This window comes from Enterobacter cloacae complex sp. SHL009, assembly GCF_049237205.1.
Lineage (GTDB): Bacteria > Pseudomonadota > Gammaproteobacteria > Enterobacterales > Enterobacteriaceae > Enterobacter > Enterobacter cloacae_M.
The window spans coordinates 174,028-192,125 of sequence record NZ_JBMKIW010000008.1; the positions used below are offsets into that span (position 1 = coordinate 174,028).

11 protein-coding genes are annotated in these 18,098 nt (G+C 62.7%); 2 read left to right on the plus strand and 9 right to left on the minus strand.

The window, feature by feature from the left end:
• Window positions 1–3 precede the first annotated feature (3 nt).
• The 5 genes from ACOTZC_RS18070 to ACOTZC_RS18090 form a co-directional block, all read right to left on the minus strand.
• Window positions 4–4,260, minus strand: a complete 4,257-nt coding sequence (locus tag ACOTZC_RS18070; protein ID WP_239632058.1) for an RHS repeat-associated core domain-containing protein — start codon at window positions 4,258–4,260, stop codon at window positions 4–6.
• Window positions 4,261–4,277: 17 nt separating this feature from the next.
• A complete protein-coding gene (locus ACOTZC_RS18075; protein ID WP_023619098.1) occupies window positions 4,278–4,715 on the minus strand; it encodes a DcrB-related protein in 438 nt (145 codons plus the stop codon).
• Window positions 4,716–4,787: 72 nt separating this feature from the next.
• On the minus strand, window positions 4,788–5,651 hold the full coding sequence (locus ACOTZC_RS18080) for an HlyD family secretion protein (protein ID WP_126302923.1): 864 nt from the start codon (window positions 5,649–5,651) through the stop codon (window positions 4,788–4,790).
• A complete protein-coding gene (locus ACOTZC_RS18085; protein WP_045401979.1) occupies window positions 5,648–5,863 on the minus strand; it encodes a DUF1656 domain-containing protein in 216 nt (71 codons plus the stop codon). Before ACOTZC_RS18085 ends, ACOTZC_RS18080 begins: the two co-directional genes overlap by 4 nt.
• On the minus strand, window positions 5,856–7,838 hold the full coding sequence (locus ACOTZC_RS18090; protein WP_163353537.1) for an FUSC family protein: 1,983 nt from the start codon (window positions 7,836–7,838) through the stop codon (window positions 5,856–5,858). The genes ACOTZC_RS18085 and ACOTZC_RS18090 overlap by 8 nt, the downstream gene beginning before the upstream one ends.
• Window positions 7,839–7,914: 76 nt before the next feature.
• Between ACOTZC_RS18090 and ACOTZC_RS18095 the strand changes: the two genes are divergently transcribed.
• Complete coding sequence (locus ACOTZC_RS18095) at window positions 7,915–8,709, plus strand: AraC family transcriptional regulator (protein ID WP_047174634.1); 795 nt, start codon at window positions 7,915–7,917, stop codon at window positions 8,707–8,709.
• On the opposite strand, the gene ACOTZC_RS18100 is transcribed toward ACOTZC_RS18095, so the two are convergent.
• Window positions 8,706–9,596: an oxidoreductase gene (locus ACOTZC_RS18100; protein WP_421635908.1), complete on the minus strand. Its 891-nt coding sequence runs from the start codon at window positions 9,594–9,596 to the stop codon at window positions 8,706–8,708. The genes ACOTZC_RS18095 and ACOTZC_RS18100 overlap by 4 nt on opposite strands.
• A 105-nt stretch (window positions 9,597–9,701) precedes the next feature.
• Between ACOTZC_RS18100 and ACOTZC_RS18105 the strand changes: the two genes are divergently transcribed.
• On the plus strand, window positions 9,702–10,823 hold the full coding sequence (locus ACOTZC_RS18105) for a YbdK family carboxylate-amine ligase (RefSeq protein ID WP_421635909.1): 1,122 nt from the start codon (window positions 9,702–9,704) through the stop codon (window positions 10,821–10,823).
• On the opposite strand, the gene ACOTZC_RS18110 is transcribed toward ACOTZC_RS18105, so the two are convergent.
• The 3 genes from ACOTZC_RS18110 to ACOTZC_RS18120 all read right to left on the minus strand — a co-directional run bounded on the left by ACOTZC_RS18110 (window position 10,753) and on the right by ACOTZC_RS18120 (window position 17,799).
• Window positions 10,753–13,908 carry an efflux RND transporter permease subunit gene (locus ACOTZC_RS18110; RefSeq protein ID WP_421635910.1) on the minus strand — a complete coding sequence of 1,052 codons (3,156 nt, stop codon included), beginning with the start codon at window positions 13,906–13,908 and terminating at the stop codon, window positions 10,753–10,755. The genes ACOTZC_RS18105 and ACOTZC_RS18110 overlap by 71 nt on opposite strands.
• Before the next feature lie 9 nt (window positions 13,909–13,917).
• Window positions 13,918–14,982 carry an efflux RND transporter periplasmic adaptor subunit gene (locus ACOTZC_RS18115; protein ID WP_063408944.1) on the minus strand — a complete coding sequence of 355 codons (1,065 nt, stop codon included), beginning with the start codon at window positions 14,980–14,982 and terminating at the stop codon, window positions 13,918–13,920.
• 108 nt (window positions 14,983–15,090) lie between these two features.
• The gene (locus tag ACOTZC_RS18120) at window positions 15,091–17,799 is read right to left on the minus strand and encodes a cation-transporting P-type ATPase (protein ID WP_421635911.1); all 2,709 of its coding nucleotides are present in this window, start codon (window positions 17,797–17,799) and stop codon (window positions 15,091–15,093) included.
• Window positions 17,800–18,098 lie beyond the last annotated feature (299 nt).

The window sequence follows — 18,098 nt, forward strand, 5'->3', positions numbered from 1 at the left end:
ATATTATTGACAGCTCTTCAAATTCTTACGGGTAAGATTACGGTCTATCAATCGTCCTTTACCTGGAGTCTCATAGCTGCCACGGTGACCTTGTAGACCATGTAAATGCTCATCATAGCCGCTTGGATGATTAGCATTCTGGAGAAATACAATATTCCTTGGATCACCTTGCCATTTCCCTCCCAGAACACCATTACCTTTCACACTATTGATATGATGGCCTGTATAACCCATTTCGGACATAACCGACGATAATTGGCGATTATTTTTTGTGCTTAATATTACTTCGCGTTCAGCGGCCGTCCAGTCTCGGCTTCCACCACCAGCCGCAACTAGTTCCCTTTCTTCTCCCCATGCTCGGCTTATTGCTGTCGCCCTAGCTCCCGGTTGCGCGCTAAGGGTGGGATCTGGTTTATAACGAACTAAACCTTGCGCAGAGAGTCCCCACGGATCAATCCACCCCAACGGATTTGGCGCATACTGATAAAGGTTCCACCCACCATTCAACCCAATCGGGTCCTGCACAATAAACCGCCCGACCTGCGGGTCGTAGTAGCGGAACAGGTTATAGTGCAATCCCGTTTCACCGTCAGCGTACTGCCCGGCATAGCGAAGCGGCTGGTGTGGCATCGCCGTACGGTTCACAACCCGTGAGAACCCTTCGCTCTGGTGGCGTACCTCGCCAAAGCTGTCGAACTGGCCGCTCCAGCGCACCGCGCCGCACTCGTCTGTGACCTCCAGCGGCGCGCCGTTCAGGTCGGTGTTGAACCAGTAAATCTCACCGCTGCTCTGGTCACGGAGATGATCCACCCGCGCCAGCGGGCTCCAGGCTTCATTCGGGTCGTAAATATACGTGCTGCACAGCCCGCTCTCCTGCTGCTCCTGCAGCAGACGGTAGCCCTGCCACAGGAAGTGGGTGTTGGTAGTGCCGTGCGTCGTGGTGACGATTTTGCGGGTACGGCGGCCCAGCGCGTCGTAGTGATAGCGCGCCTCAAACCGTCCTTCCGGCCCGGTTCCCCGGGCTGACACCAGACGGTTCTCGGCGTCATACGCATAATGCTGTTCATACAGCCCGGTGCGGCGGCTGACCAGGTTGCCCCAGTGGTCGTATTTCATAAACAGCGCCTGCCAGTGCTGCAGGCGGTTATCCGTGACCGGTACCGCATCGTCATTGGCGGCGAGGTTATCCGCAGCGTCGTAGCTGAACTGCGCGCGGCTGTGCCCCTGTCGGGCCTCGTAGTGCTTCAGCAGACGCCCTTCGGCGTCGTAGCCGTAATCCACCTCACCGCGCAGGGTGTCGCTGACGCCAGAAAGCTCGCCGCGCGCGGTGTAGCGGTAAAGGCGTTCCAGTATCGCCTGCTCCGGCAGGGTAACGTCCGTGCTCAATTCGCTGCGCTGCAGGGTGCGTCTGCCGAGACTGTCATACTGGCGAATCTGCTCGCGCGCGCCCTGGGTGCGGCGCACCTCGCGGTGCAGGTGGTCGCGGGTGAACTCGGTCACCAGCTGCTTCCCGAAGCGGATGGCGCTGACGTGGCCGGAGCCGTAGTGCAGCCAGGCCAGCTTTTGCTCACCGGGCAGTGTCAGGCCGGTCAGGTTGCTCAGGGCATCCCATTCGTAACCCACCGCGCCGTTAATGCCGGACTCGCTCAGCATGCGCCCGGCGGCGTCGTGGCGGTAAGCGATCTCATCGCTTTCGATACCCAGGGCAACGCCTTCCGCCGTCGGCGTACGGCGGATGCGGGTAATCTGGCCGCTCAGGTCGCGGAAGTAGCGGTACTCCGCGTGGCGCTGAGTGCGCCCGATCAGCAGCCCGCTGTCGTCATAGCTGAACTGCTGGACGCGGCGGGCAATACCGCCGTCGGCGGCAGGTCGGCCGTTTTCTTCGAGCGCGCAGAGGAACCCTCGCGCATCCCATTCCATATGGCGCACGGTCTCGTCAGGGCGCGTTTCGCTGAGCGGGCGGCCCACGGCGTCGTAGGTGAAGCGGTATTCCGCCCCGTTGCCATTATCAAGGCGCAGCAGGTTACCGCGTGGGTCGTAGCGCCACTGGCGCACGCGGCCAATACGGTCGGTAAGGCTGACCGGGAGGCCGAGCGCGTTATAGGCCCAGCTCACCTCGCTTTCCAGCGGGTCGCGCCAGCCCGTGAGCTGGCCGCGTTCGTTCCACACCAGCGACTCGCGGCTGCCGTCCGGATGGATCACGGCGCTCAGCAGCCCGGCGTTGTTCCACTCCCGACGCGTGATATTCCCTTCCGCATCCTCGCTGGCAATCAGCTGCCCAAAGCGGTCGTAGGTGAAGCGGGTGACGCTGCCGGAGCAGTCGGTGCGCTGTGTCAGCAGCCCCTGGATGTTCCAGACCAGACGTACCACGCCGCCGAGGGCATCGGTGATGCTCTCCGGCAGGTTTTCTTCCTCATCGGGATAGTGATACGCGGTGGTGCTACCGGTCGGATCCGTTTCCGACAGCAGGCGACCGCGAAGGTCGTACATGGCCTGCGATGAGGTACCGTCCGGGTAGACCGTCCGGGTGATGCGGTCGGTCAGACGATACCAGTAATACTCTGTGCGGCGGCCCGCCGGGTCCGTCTCGCTGGTCATGCGGCCGTATTTGTCCCACGTGCTGCGGCGCATTGCGCCGCCCGGCAGAATGACGTCGCAGAGCTCGCCGTCGCGGTAAACAAACGTCGTCTGGCGGCCGTCGTAATCCGTGAAGCGCGCGACGTTGTCGTCGTCATCCACCAGCCAGTGCGCCTGCGCGCCGTCTTCGCGGGTCGCGCGGCGGGTGCCGTTATCAAAATCGTATTCGAACGTCAGCTGTTCGCCGCCGCTGTGGCGAAAACCGACCACACGCGGCAGGCCGTCAATCTCCCGCCAGCGGTATTCGCTCAGCAGGCCGTTGGCGTCCTCGTGGGCGCTCATCAGCCCGTCCTGCCAGCGGAAGCGTCGGCGCACGCTACCGCCCCGGCCGGTCACGGAGACCAGCTGGCGCTGTTCATCATAAGCGTAACTGACCAGGCAGATCTCGTCATCCAGCCAGGCGCCGGTGAGCCTGTCGCGGTCGTAGCGGCAGACCACGCGCTGGCCCGCGCTGTCGGTCAGGGCATGCAGGGTATTATCCGCGTTCCACTCGAAGAGGATATCGTTGCCGCAGGGTTCTGAGATGCGCTGGAGCAGCGACGGGGCATCCTCCCGCAGCGGCGCATAGTGCCAGCGCTCGCCGCTGACGTCATACACCGACCAGCTGTCGTCCTGGTGATGTTCAAGCCAGTTTTTTTCGCTTTCGCAGTAGCTGCGCAGACCTTTCGGGACCTTCGGGAAGGCGACGTAATCGCCGGACGGCGCGCGCCACACCAGGCCGTCCTGATACGGCTCCAGGCGGCTTTCCCAGAACAGGCTCCAGCCGCGGCCCAGCACGCTGTCGCCGGGGTTGCCGCTGCGCCAGTAGCGCTGCCAGCGCACCGGCAAGCGTGACGGCAGAACGAAATCGAGCTCATCATCCCCGCTGAGAAACTTCTGTCCGCTGACGATATCCACCGGACGGGCGATGATCCCCGCGGCCGCTACGCCGGTCATCAGCGTGCCGGCGCGGCAGGCGATACGGGCCAGCTTGTTGATACCGGGGATTTTGCCCAGCAGCTTAGAGAGCGCCCCGACTTTGCCAGCGGCGCCGCCCCAGCCGCCGAGAAGCCCGGCGAACAGCAGGGTAAGATCGGAGACTTTATAGAGCCACTCGGGCACTTCAGACTGAATGGGCAGGGTTTGCTGCGGATCGCCGCCGATGAAGACGTTGTCCGAGCCGGTCATCACCTTCGCGTCGCAGGTGGTGCGATCCCCGATGCGGGACGCAGGCTGGCTGTTAATGGAGACGCGCTTAGAGCCTTCGGCCATCTGCTGCGAGCCATCGTCAGAACAGTCGACGATGCTATCGGTGGCAAGCGCGGCGGGTTTACCGTTGATAAACACGTTCGGCGAGCCGGAGGTGATGACGCCTTTCTTCGTCATGCTGGATGCCCCGGCGTCCGCGATGCTGTCCCGGGCGGCGGTCGCCAGCTCCCCGGTATAATACCCCACGGCCAGGCTGGCGCCGACGAGCAGGACGCCCACGCCAAGACAGGATGCGCCGAGACCGGCAATAAACATGGCCCCTGCCAGAATGCCCCCGGCGGCGGCAATCAGGCCACCGACAATCGTTCCGGCAATCATCCCGGCCAGCGCACCGGAGTGGCCGATATCATCACCAACGCGTGCTGCTTCAAACATAACAACGGTCCCTGGTGTTAATGGTGGAAGCGGAAGCTCCTGAGAAGTTCGCCAAACAGCGCGCCGTCAGCATCGCCCGGCGCGCGGGTGCAGGTCATGGTGAAGACCAGGACTTTATCGCTGTTGGTATTAAAGACGGCCTGCTGCTGCCAGATGCGTTTCCCGTCGCGCAGGTAGCTGGCATGGACAATTTCACCCTGTGAAAGGTTGTCGCCAAGCGTAGCGGCGCTGCGCTCACCCTGCTTCCAGGCCTTGATGTGTTTTGCCATCAGGGCGAGCTGGCGATCGATATACGCGGCAAGCGCTTCGCCGGGATTGAGGGCATCGCGGGAGATGTTGAACGCCGGCGAATCCGCTGCAGGCGGCGCGAATACGTTGACGGTACGATCCTGATAACCCTCAGGAAAGGTGATCTGTCCTTCACTGAACAGGCACTGCGAATGTTGTTCTGACATTGAGCGGGTCCCACCACATTTTTTCAGAAGCGGTAAGTTTCGCATATGTGTTTAAGGCTGACTATCCCCAGATTATTGCCCCACCGCCACGCTCGCCGACAGCCCCGCCACCAGCTCAACGCCCTCCGGCAGCCTGTCGATATGAATGCGCACCGGTACGCGCTGCGCCAGCCGCACCCAGCTAAAGGTGGGCTCGACGTCGGGCAGGCCCAGCCCGCCCGCCTCATCGTTGCTGTCCCCGATCCCATGCCCGATGCTCTCCACGTGACCCGTGATGACCGGCTCGTAGCCCATCAGCACCACCTGCGCGGCATCCCCGACGCGAATATGGCGCAGCTTGGTCTCCTCAAAGTACCCCACCACCCAGAAGCTGTGCGCATCGACGATGGCGACCTTCGTCTCCCCCGCCGTCGCGTAGTCGCCGGGGCGAAGCCGCAGGTGCGTGACGTACCCCGAGACCGGCGCGCGCACTGTGGCGTGCGCCAGATTCAGCTCTGCCAGATCCAGCGCGGCCAGCGCGCCGTGATAATTGGCCGCCGCGACGTTCGCCGCGCTGCCGGTTTGCTGCAAATCCTCGCTCGAGATGGCGTTTTTAATCAGGGTGCGGCGATGGGCCGCGTCCTGGCGCATCAGCATCTCATGGCGTTTCGATTCCACATCAGCCTGCGCGCTGACCACCGCCAGCTTAAGCCAGCGCGGATCGATGACGTAAAGCACATCGCCCCGGTTCACCCACTGATTGTCCCGCACGGCCACGCTGATGACGGGCCCGGAGACGTCCGGCGCAATCTGCACCACGTCCGCCCGCACGCGGCCGTCGCGGGTCCACGGCGTTTGCGCGTAGTGTTTCCACATCATAAAGGCCAGAAGCGTGGCCGCCGCGACGACGCTCAACGTCAGCGCATAGCGAGCCAGTAAAGAGAGCAGTGATTTCATGACAATAACCCCAACGCGGTCAGGCCCTGCATCAGCAGGAAAAAGGTGACAATCCAGGTTGAAACATCCATCAGCGGGCGAAACGGCAAGCGCCGGTAGAGCCTGCTGAGAGAGAAAAGCGCGACGAGGCCCAGCGTGCAGACCAGCGCCGCGAGGGCGACCATCAGCAGCCCCGGAATAAAAACCCCGCCGAGATTGAGATCGTTAACCATGGTCTGGCCCCCGTAATGCACAGTGCAGATCCACCAGCCTGAAGACCAACTGGCGCGTATGCTCATCTGCCGCAGGCAGATTGCGCGCGATAAGGGCGGCAATGCGTTCGCGCAAGGCGTGGCGGTCCGCGGCGTTTATCCGATGAAAAAGCGCGTCAACCTCCCTGCCGGGCGGTGCGTCACTGCGGCGTAAATGCATGACAGACAGCCCCAGGCGCAGCGCGTGCAGCAGCCGATCGAGCGCCTGCTCCGGCGCGCGCGCGCTGCGCTGCAGGCGCGGCAGCAACAGGGCGGTTCGGTCCATCATCAGGTTGATCCAGTGCGTTTCATCAACCCGCAGCGTGCCCTTCACGCTGCGCCGAATGTCGCGCTGGCAGAGGTTCAGCAGACGCGTGATGGCGCCATCCGCCTGCACGGTTTGCAGCAGGCTCATGCTGATGACGGCAAAGCCGGTCGCGGCAAAGAGCGCAATGGCAGTGTTGGCCGCAACGGCGAAGTCTCCGCTGTAGTGCGCCCCCAGCTCGCACAGAATGGGCAGCGTCAGGGTGATCCCCATCGCCATAAACGTGGTGGGCGGGCGCGCCTGAAGCGACCCAGCCAGCAGATACGCCGGGGCAAGCACCGCCACCAGCACCGGGAAATCGCTTACCAGCGGCAGCAGCGCAAAGCTGTAGAACAGGCTAATGACCACGCCCCAGAACGAGCCAATGATGTATTTCACGATGTGCGGCGCCGGGGTATCGAAGCTGCCAAACAGCGTGCAGCAGACCCCCAGAATAGACACCGCCGTGCCGCCATCCGGCCACGCCGAGAAGATCCAGACCAGACAGCCGCTCAGGATGATGGCAAAAGCCCCCATCGCCGTGCGGGCGGCGGTAAGAGGATCGCGGTGGAAAACGTACCCTTTCGCCGCGCGGGTTTGCATCTCCCCAAATACGGGTTTTGCATGGTGGATGGCCCCGGAAAGACGTTCGCACTGCTGCAGAAGCGCGACCGCCTCCGAGAGGTAGCGGATAAAGCTGACCTGCAGCGCGTCGTCAAACGTCTGCGCCTGCGCGGCATACCGATCGATGAGAAGCGCACAGCGGAGCCGCAGCGACTCTGCCGTACTGCTGGCATCAGCGCCTTCAGCGGCCAGCCAGGCCTGAACGTCGCCCAGCAATGCCAGCACGTCGGCGGGCAGGGTTTCGATCGCTGGCAGGCGATCGTGCAGTTCACAGTTGACGATAACCAGCCGCGCCAGCCGGTCGTGAATCGCTTTTCTGGCCTGCCGCACCGGGGCTGAAAGGGCAAAATCATACGGAATATGGTGGCTGATGCCCTGCAGGAACTGCAGCGCCAGGGCCAGATGCAGGGGGCCGGAAGCCGCGTCGGGTTTGCCCGCTAAGGTATCCGCCACCCGCCCGCGCGCGGCCTGTAGCGTCTGGGATAATTTAGCGTTGAACTGGCCTGATACGCGCGCGGGCAGCACGTAGCGGTGGATCAGCGCCGCGCAGAAAATCCCAATCGCGATCTCCTGCACGCGGACAATGGCAACGTTAAAGATGCCGCCGGGATCGGACACCGCCGGAAAACCAATCAGGCTCGCGGTGTAGCCTGCCAGCACAAAGGCGTAAGCCCGGGGCGTGCGTTCCAGCAGGGAGAGCCACAGGCAGAATACGATCCAGCCCGTCAGCACCGCGCTGCACAGGACTGGCGTATTCGCGAAGGCAGGCACAATCACAACGGTCGCGCTGGCACCCGCCACGGTACCGGCCAGCCGGTAGAGGCTTCTGCTCAGCGATGCTCCGACCGACGTCTGCGACACGATGTAAACCGTAATAATGGCCCACGAGGGACGCTCAAGACCGATCGACAGCGCGAGGTAATAAGCCAGCATCGCCGCGGCAAAACTCTTCGCGGAATAGATCAGCGCGCCCGCATCGTTTCGCAGCGCGGCGGGGATGTGCACGTGAAGTGAGAAGATTTTATTCATGCCGGGATTATTACCGGCTTGCAGACCCGCTTAAATACTCTATTCTGTCAAAAAATACCTAAATGTTGCCATAATCGTGAAGCCTCAACCTGCTACTACGCTGTATGACCCCGACTCTACCGCCAGCCCGGCGGTGGCGCGTCATCTGGACTTCATGGACTACGCCGCGGAAGTGCCGGTGCATACCCACCGCAAGGGGCAGCTGATTATTGCCCGATACGGTGCGGTCAGCTGTTACGCGGAGAATGATATCTGGATTGTGCCGCCGGACTGCGCCGTCTGGATCCCCGGCGGGATCCCGCACAGCGCCAAAGCAACCTGGAACGCGCATCTCAACTATCTGTTTATTGAGCCCGGCGCGGCGGCGCTGCCGGAAAAATGCTGCACGCTGGCGATCTCGCCGCTGATTAAGGAGCTGGTCGATCGTCTGACGCGCGAAAGCGTGGATTATCCCGCCGACGGCCACGTCGCGAGGCTGACCCGGGTCACGCTTGACGAGCTCGCCAGCATGCCGCAGCAGAAGCTAAGCCTGCCGGTCTCAACCGATCCGAAAATTCGCGCCATGGCGGACGCGCTGGTCAGCCGCCCTGAGGACAGAGGCACCCTGAAGGAGTGGGCGAAACGGCTCGCCCTCAGCGAGCGCTCGTTTGCCCGCCTGATGCAGCGCGAAACCGGGCTGAGCTTCGGGCGATGGCGCCAGCAGCTGCATTTGATTATTGCCCTGCGGGAGCTGGCAAGCGGCGTGCCCGTCCAGAACGTGGCGACAACGCTCGGGTACGAATCGGTGAACGCGTTTATCACCATGTTCAGAAAAGCGATGGGCAGCACGCCCGCCCATTACTTTGCCGAACGGAAAAACAGTAACCGTTAACCCGGCCCCTCGCTCCCCGCCGCCAGCAGCGGTACCACCACGTCGCTGATGGGCACCGCAATGCCGTGTTTGCGGCCGTAGCGCTGGATGACGCCGTTGCGGATATCCCACTCCATCGGGCGATCCGCCTGACGGTCAGCCAGAATCGACGTACCCAGGTCCACGGGCGCGCGCTGAAAGTTCGCCAGAATCTCCTGCGCCACGTCATCGTTCAGCTTCGCCCCTTCGGCGCGGGCGACGGCCAGCCCCTCGCGCAGGTAGGCCAGCGAAAGTTCGCTAATATCCTCGCGCCTGAACATTCCGGCGCGGCGATTGGCGAGCACCATCAGCCCGGCGACCGCGTTTTGCAGCAGCTTGCGCCAGGCGACGGTAGGGAAATCTGCCGAGAGCTCAACTTCACAGCGCGTTCCGTGAAGCGCCTGCACCACCCGCTGCGCCTGCGGTACGTCCGGCAGCGTCAGGCGCGGTTTGGCGCGCAGCCACACTGAGGCATCCGGCTCGCGCTGCGCCGGGAACCAGACTACCGACGGCAGCACCGTTGCGCCACTGACCAAAGGCTCAAGCTGCGCTTTTTGCTCCACGCCGTTTTGCAGGGCGCAGACCACCGTATTTTCATCGCACAGGGCCCGCAGCCACCCGGCGCTGTCGGCATTTTGCGTCGTTTTTACCGCCACAAAAACGAGATCGACGGGGCGCGTGATGACGGCCTGATCGGTTAATACCGGACCGGGCACCACCGTTTCCCCCTCGTCATGGCGCAGGCGTAATTCCGGATGCGCGGTGCGCCCGCACAGCAGCGGCGTGCGCCCGGCGTCATGCAGCACCGCTGCGATGGTGGTCCCAATTGCGCCAGGCCCAATCAGCGCAATGGTTGGATTGTCAGACATGGTTAACTCCCCTTTTCGCTAAGCCTGCTAACAGTTATACCATCCTGAAAAGTGAGCGCCACGTCGTTGTCTATACTCAACACACAACAGACAACGGAGTGCGCCATGCCTTTACCCGATTTCAAGTCCTCTGAACCCTTCACCCTCGGCATCGAACTCGAACTGCAGGTGGTTAACCCGCCGGGCTATGATCTGAGCCAGGACTCCTCCGCGCTTATCGCCGCCGTCAAAGGCGACATCAAAGGCGGCGAGGTCAAACACGACATCACCGAAAGCATGCTCGAAATCGCCACCGGCGTATGCCAGAACATCGACCAGGCGGCGGCGCAGTTCTCGGTGATGCAGCAGAGCATCCTGCGCGCGGCGGCAGAGCAGCATATCCAGATCTGCGGCGGCGGGACGCACCCGTTCCAGAAGTGGCAGCGTCAGGAGGTGTGCGACGACGAGCGCTATAACGTCACGCTGGAGCGCTTTGGCTACCTGATTTTGCAGGCGACGGTATTCGGCCAGCACGTGCACGTCGGCTGCCGGACCGGGGACGACGCGATTTACCTGCTGCACGGCCTGTCGCGCTTCGTGCCGCACTTTATCGCCCTGGCGGCCGCCTCGCCGTATATGCAGGGCACGGACACGAAATTCGCCTCGTCGCGGCTCAACATCTTCTCGGGATTTCCTGATAACGGCCAGATGCCGTGGGTCAACAGCTGGCAGGAGTTCGAGGGGCTGTTCCGCCGCCTGAGTTCCACCAGCATGATCGACAGCATTAAGGATCTGCACTGGGACATCCGCCCCAGCCCGCACTTCGGCACCGTCGAGGTGCGGGTGATGGATACGCCGCTGACGCTCGGCCACGCCATTAACATCGCCGGGCTTATCCAGGCGACCTCGCACTGGCTGCTGACCGCGCGGCCCTATAAGCATCAGGAAAAAGATTTTCTGCTGTACCGCTTTAACCGTTTTCAGGCCTGTCGCTACGGGTTGGAAGGGATCCTGACGGACGTGCACACCGGCGAGCACAAAACCGTGGCGGAAGACATTGCGTGGCTGCTGGAGCAGGTTGCGCCGTCGGCCGAGAAGGTCGGCGCGACGAGCGCAGTCAATGAAATTGCCCTGCTGTTAAAGCAGGGTAAGAGCGAGGCGCAGCGCATGCGGGAGTTTATCGCCGACGGCGGCTCGCTGATTTCTCTGGTTCAGAAGCACTGCGAGCTGTGGGCGACGAGTCCGTAAGGCCGTGGCCCCACTCGCGCAGACGCTGGAACAGCACAAAAAGCGCCGGGATAAACAGGATCCCCACCACGGTCGCCACCAGCATGCCGCTGAACACCGTGGTGCCGATGATGCGGCGGCTCTGGGCACCCGCCCCGGTCGCCAGCATCATCGGCAATACGCCGATAATGAACGACACGGCGGTCATCATCACCGCGCGGAAGCGGCGCGATGCCCCTTCCCGCGCGGCGTCGACAATCGCCATTCCGTCCATGCGCCGCGCGCGGGCGAACTCCACGATCAGGATCGCGTTCTTGGCGGCAAGGGCTATCAATAGCACCAGACCAATCTGCACGTACACGTCGTTGGCGTAGCCCGCCAACCACAGCCAGACCAGCGCCCCGCCGATGGCGAAAAGCACCGAGAGCATCACGCTCGCCGGGAGCGTCCAGCTCTCGTACTGGGCAACGAGGAACAGCCACGCCATCACCACCGCCGCCAGCACAATCCATATCGCCTGATTGCCGGTCTGCTGCTCCTGATACGACATGCCGCTCCAGGCATAGTCGTACCCGGCCGGCAAGTTTTCCGCCAGAATCTCGCCCATCGCCGCCATCGCGGTGCTGCTGCTCACTCCTTCCGCCGCCGAGCCGCTCACCGACACGGACGGGAACTGGTTGTACTGCTGCAGGAAAGGCGCGCCGACGGTCGGCGTAATGGTGACGAGGTTGCTCAGGCGCACCCGCTCGCCGCTGTTGCTGCGCACGAACAGCTCGCCGATCTGCTCGGCGCGCTCGCGCCACTGCATCTCGTTCTGCATCACTACGTGGTAGACGCGGTTGTTGACGCTGAAATCCCCGGCGCGCGTGCCGCCAAAGGCGGTTTGCAGGCTGCTGAAGATGCGCGACACCGGCACGTCGAGGCGCGCGGCGCGCTCGCGGTCAACGGTCAGCGTCAGCTGCGGCACGTTGCTGCTCCAGGTGGTGAACACGCGGCTCAGCTGCGGATGCTGGTTGGCTTTCGCCAGCACTTCACGCGTCACGCGCTCCAGCTCTGCCGGGCTCTGCCCCGCCTGCGCCTGTATGCGCAGGTCGAAGCCGGAGGCGTTGCCCAGCCCCGGCAGCGTCGGCGGCGCGAAGGTCATGATGGTCGCTTCCGGCAGGGCCAGCAGCTGGCGCTGCAGGGTACCCATCACCTCATCCAGCGGCGGACGCTCGCTCCAGTCTTTGAGCATGATGGAGATAAACCCGCCGTTGGAGGCGCTGGTGCCGTTGAGAATGTTAAATCCGGAGACCTGAATCACGTCTTCAACCGCCGGATTTTTAGCGATGAGTTCGCGTGCCGTGTTCATCACCGCTTCGGTGCGCTCCAGCGAGGCCGCCTCTGGCAGCTGAACGCTGGCAAAGAAGTAGCCCTGATCCTCCTGCGGCAGGAAGCTTTTAGGCATCGACGTAAAGCTGAACGCCACCACGGCCGCCGCGCCTGCGGTGGCCAGCAGCGCCAGCCACGGGCGAAGGTTGAAGATAGTCACGATGCGGGTGTAGACGCCACGCGTGGCCTCCAGCCCCCGGTTGAACCCACGGAAAATCGCCGCGGGCTGCGCCGGGCGCTGACGCAGCAGCATCGCGCACAGGGCGGGCGTCAGGGTCAGCGCCACCAGGCTTGAGAGCGTCACGGCAGTCGAGAGCGTCACCGCAAACTGGCGGTACAGCTCGCCGACAATCCCCGGCAGGAGCGCTACCGGCACAAACACCGCCAGCAGCACCAGCGTCGTGGCGATGACCGGCCCGGCGATCTGGCGCAGCGCCAGCGCGGTCGCCGCCGTGCGGCTCTGCCCTTCCGCCATCAGCGTTTCGACGCTCTCCACCACCACGATGGCGTCATCCACCACCATGGTCAGCGCCAGAATAATGGCAAACAGGCTGAGGGTGTTGGCGGAGTAGCCGAGCGTGTAGAGCACAGCGAAGGTGCCCACCAGCGATACCGGAATGGCGAGCGCGACAATCAGCGTCGCGCGCCAGCTTTGCAGGAACAGGGAAACGACCACCACAACCGCCAGCAGGGTGAGCGCCAGCGAGACGCCGATCTCTTTAATCGTGGCCGCAACAAATGAGGTGGTGTCGAATTTCACCTCGTAGACCAGGTCGTCCGGGAAGCGCGTCGAGAGGCGTTCCAGCTCCGCGCGCACCGCGTCGGCCACGCGCAGGGCGTTGGCGGACGGCGTCGGGTAGATGCCGAGATAGGCGGAGTCGTGCCCGTTCAGCTGCGCGCCGGAGCTGTAGCTTCGCGAGCCGAGCTCGATGGTTGCGACGTCCTTCAGACGCACCAGCTGGCCCATCTCGCCCGCGCGGATGATGATATCGGCAAAGTCTTCGGCCTGGCTTAAGCGTCCCAGGCCGTTGATGGTCAAGGTCTGCTGCTGGCCGTTAAACACCGGCGGCGTACCGACCTGGCCTGCCGCCCCCTGCACGTTCTGCTCGCGCAGCGCCTGCGCCACGTCGTCGGTGGTGACGTTCAGGGCGTTCATGCGGTCCGGACGCAGCCAGATGCGCATACTGTAGTCGCGCGCGCCAAACATCTGAACCTGCCCGACGCCCGGCAGGCGGGACAGCGCCTCGCGCACCTGGGTGCTGGCGAAGTTGCTGACGAACAGCGGCGTATGGGTGTTGTTCGGTGAGTAAAGACTTACCCCCATCATCAGGTTGGTGGCGCGCTTGCGCACCTGCACGCCGTTTTGCTGTGCCTCGGTCGGGAGCTGCGCCACGGCCTGCGCCACGCGGTTCTGCACGTCGATGGCGGCGAGGTCCGGATCGGTGCCCGCCGCAAAGGTAATGTTCAGGCTGTAAGTGCCTTCGTCCGAGCTGGTGGACTCCATGTAGAGCATGTGATCCACGCCGTTCAGCTGGGTCTCCAGCGGCGTGGCGATAGCCTCCGCCACGTCAGCCGAGCTGGCGCCCGGCCAGCTGGCAGACACATTCACCACCGGCGGCGCGATCTGCGGGTACTGCTCCACCGGGATAATCCTCAGCGCAATGGCCCCCACCAGGGAGATGACCAGCGCAATCACCATCGCGAAGCGCGGGCGTTTGATGAAAAACGTCAGCATGATGGCTCCTTAATTCAGTATCTGGACGGCAGCGCCGGGCTGCACGCGCTGCGCGCCGTCAGTAATCGCTCGCTCACCGGACTTCACGCCGGAGGTGATCCGGAACTGCTGGCCGATCTGTCCGGCGATCTTCAGCGGCCGCATTTCGGCTTTTCCGTCGGCGTTAACCACCCAGGCAAAGAACCCGTCGCCGTTCTGCTGGACCGCCGCCGCGGGTAGGGTCAGAACCGACAGCTCGCTGGCCGGGCGCAGCGTCACGTTCACGCTGCCGCCGGGCAACAGCTGATGGCGCGGGTTGGCAAACTCGGCGCGCAGCATCACGCTGGCGGTGCGCGGATCGATGCGGTTGTCCACTGAGGTGAGCTCGCCGCTGACGCGCTGGCCGTTGCTGTCAATGAACGCCTGCCAGGCCTGCTTCATGGCGCTGATATCCGCATGCTGTCCGGCTTTAGTGGCAAATGCGCCCTCTTCCAGAGCAAAGGCGATGCGGATGGGATCGAGCTGCACCACCTCCACCAGCACGCCGCTGGCAGGGTTGACCAGGCTGCCGACGTGGAACCGGCTGTGCCCCACGCGACCGTCGATCGGCGAGGTGATGCGGGTGTAGTTCAGAGTGACATTACGGGTTTCGAGCCGGGCTTTGGCCTGCTCCAGCGCGGCGCTCGCCACGTCCCGCTGCATGCGGGCGTTGTCCACGTCGTGACGGCTGATGGCGTTGCTGCTGCCCAGGCTTTCAAAGCGGGAAAGCTGCTGCTGCGCCTGGCGCAGCGTGGCTTCGGCGCTTCTTACCTCGGCCTGCGCCAGGCGCAGGGCGGCGCGCGGCTCGGCGTCGTCCAGCTCGAACAGCAGGTCGCCTTTTTTCACGTACTGCCCGTCGCGGAAGTGGATTTTGGCGATCGCGCCTTCGGTACGCGCGCGCAGCTCAACGGTGTGGATGGCTTCGATGCGGCCAGGGATCTGGCGCTCGGCGGCGTGGGCGGTCTGCTCCACGGTGGCGACGCGAACGGGGATGGCGGCGGCGAATACGGGTTGCAGGGTGCAGGCGAGAAGTGCGAACAGGAGTGGGAGTTTCATGGGAGTACCTCAGCGTTGTTTCTCCCCTCACCCCGGCCCTCTCCCACAGGGAGAGGGAGGTCAGAGTCCCCTCTCCCTGTGGGAGAGGGTTAGGGTGAGGGCAAAAGGTTATGCAGCCTGACGGAACCTGCGGGTCAGTCGCTTCTCGACTTCGACGACGAAGAACATCACGCCCGCCACCGCCAGAGTCACAAACCAGTAGCGCAGCGGCAGCACTTCGGTGCCGAACAACATCTGCATCAACGGCAGGTAGATAATCGCCGCCTGGAGCAGGAACAGCACGCCCGTCACCAGCCAGATCCCTTTATTCGCCAGCAGGCCGCGGTTCAGGGAGAACCCTTCGGTGTTGCGGCAGTTAATCATGTACACCCACTGGGCGCAGACCAGCATCTGCAGCAGCACGGTGCGGATGAACTCCGCGCTGTGGCCGCGCGGGGCCAGCCAGGCTTCCAGCGCAAAGGCGGCAATGGCAATCATGGTGCCGACGAAGGCCACGCGCCACACGGCGTAGGCGTCCATCACGTGCTGCCCGGTCTGACGCGGCGGACGGCGCATGATGTTGCGCTCGGCGGCCTCAAAGGCCAGGCCGAAGGAGAGCGTGGCGGAGGTGGCCATGTTCATCCACAGAATCAGCACCGGCGTCAGCGGAATGATGTTCCCCGCCAGCAGCGCAATCACAATCAGCAGACCCTGCGCGAGGTTGGTCGGCATGATGAACAGGATGGTCTTCTTCAGGTTGTCGTAAACGCGACGCCCCTCTTTCACCGCGCTGGCGATGGTGGCGAAGTTATCGTCCGTCAGGACCATGTCCGCCGCCTCTTTGGTCACTTCCGTGCCCTTGATGCCCATCGCGATGCCGACGTCAGCCTGACGCAGCGCCGGGGCATCGTTCACGCCGTCACCGGTCATGCCGACGATTTCGCCTTTGTCCTGCAGCGCTTTCACCAGGCGCAGCTTATGCTCCGGGCTGGTACGGGCGAAGATGTCATACTTCACCGCCGCTTCCGCCAGCGCGGCGTCGTCCATTTTCTCCAGCTCGTAGCCGGTGACCGCCTGCTCGCTGTTGGTGATCCCCAGCATCTTGCCGATGCTCATCGCCGTCTGCGGGTGATCCCCGGTGATCATCTTCACGCGGATCCCCGCCTGCTGGCAGGCGTTAATCGCATCAATGGCTTCCGGACGCGGCGGATCCATCATCCCGGCGATACCGAGGAAGATCAGGCCGTGGCTCAGGTCGTCGTGCGTCAGTTCCTGCTCACCGTTCGCCGGCTTGAACGCCGCGGCGACCATGCGCAGCCCCTGACGCGCATAGCGCTCCATCTCGCTTTCCCAGTACGCGCGGTTGAAGGCTTCCACGCCGTTGCGGGTCTGCTGCTCGTTGCACAGGGCGAAAATCACGTCCGGCGCGCCGGTGATCAGGATCTGCTCCTCACCGCCAATCTGGTAGTGGGTGCTCATGTACTTGTACTGCGAGTCGAACGGGATCTTGTTAACCAGCGTGGTCATGACCGGCTCAAGGCTGGCCTTCGCCGCCAGCACCTTCAGCGCGCCCTCGGTCGGCCCACCGGTGATGCCCCACAGGCCGCGCTCGTCCTGGATCAGCTGGCTGTCGTTACACAGGTCGATGGTGCGCAGGTACTGCTCCAGCACGGCGCCCGGCTGGATGTGGACCGGCTCATCGCTGCCTTCCAGGTAGATATTGCCTACCGGCTCGTAGCTGTTGCCGTCCACGCGGTAGCAGGCGTCAGCGGTGATAATGGCTTTGACCGTCATCTCGTTCATGGTCAGGGTGCCGGTTTTATCCGAGCAGACCACGGTCATCGCGCCCAGGGTTTCCACCGTCGGCAGCTTGCGGATAATTGCCCGCTTGCGCGCCATCGCCTGCACGCCCAGGGAGAGGATGATGGAGATAATCGCCGGCAGGCCTTCCGGCACGGAGGCCACCGCCAGGCTAATCAGGGAGAGCAGCAGCTCGCCCATCGGGATCTCGCGGAACGCCAGGCTGAAGACAAACAGCGCGGCCATCATCGCCAGGATAATGGCGAAGATCGCTTTACCCAGCTTGTCCATCTGCACCAGCAGCGGCGTGCGGTGCTTTTCGATGCCCGCCATCATCTGGTTGATGTGGCCAAGCTCCGTATCCTTACCGGTCGCGGTGACCACGCCTACGCCGCCGCCCGCGCTTACGGTCGTCCCGGAGAAGACCATATTGGTCCGATCGCCCAGCGGCAGTTCACCGCTCAGCGGATTAACGTGTTTATCCACCACGGTGGATTCACCGGTCAGAATCGCCTCTTCCACGCGTAAATTATGCGCTTCGATTAAACGCATATCCGCCGGAATACGATCTCCCGCGCGTAATACAATAATATCGCCCGGGACTATTTCAGTTGTAGGTATCGTTTCGTGGTTGCCGTTACGAATAACACGCGCCTCGCTGGAGAGCATATTGCGAATACTCTTCAGGGATTTTTCCGCGTTGCTTTCCTGGATATGACCAATTAAAGCATTGATTACCGCCACGCCCAGAATAACCAGCGTATCAACCCAGTGGCCCATGATTGCCGTTAATACGGCGGCGGCCAGCAGGACATAAATCAGGACATCATTAAAATGGGCCAAAAAACGCAGCCAGGCAGGCTTGCCTTTTTTCTCCGGCAGCGCATTGGGGCCATGTTTTTGCAGACGCGCCTGCGCCTCTGCACGGTCCAGACCGCTGGCCTGGCTCTTCATGTGAGCAAGCACCTGCTCTGTGGTCTGCTGATATGCCAGCCCGCCGGAAGGCGGCACGTTTGGGGATAATTTTTTCTCGGTCATCGTATTTTTCCTTCAATATCCGGTGAAAAGAAGCCTGAATTCCTTTCGGGCATAAATAAATTCATTTTAAAGTCTTGCGGGTAAAATTGATCTACCGCAATATAATGACTTCTCGGTTATTCAAAACTGCTTAAAACTATTTTGATGAGCCAATTTTTACAAAATATTTCTAAACCAAATCTAAACGAGGAGGATCCATGTTTGGTATTTATCGCGGGCGTCGCCTGGCGTTATACATTATCGCAGCCATTGTTATTGCCACGTTAATTGGTTATAGCACTTATACATTTGTAAAATTA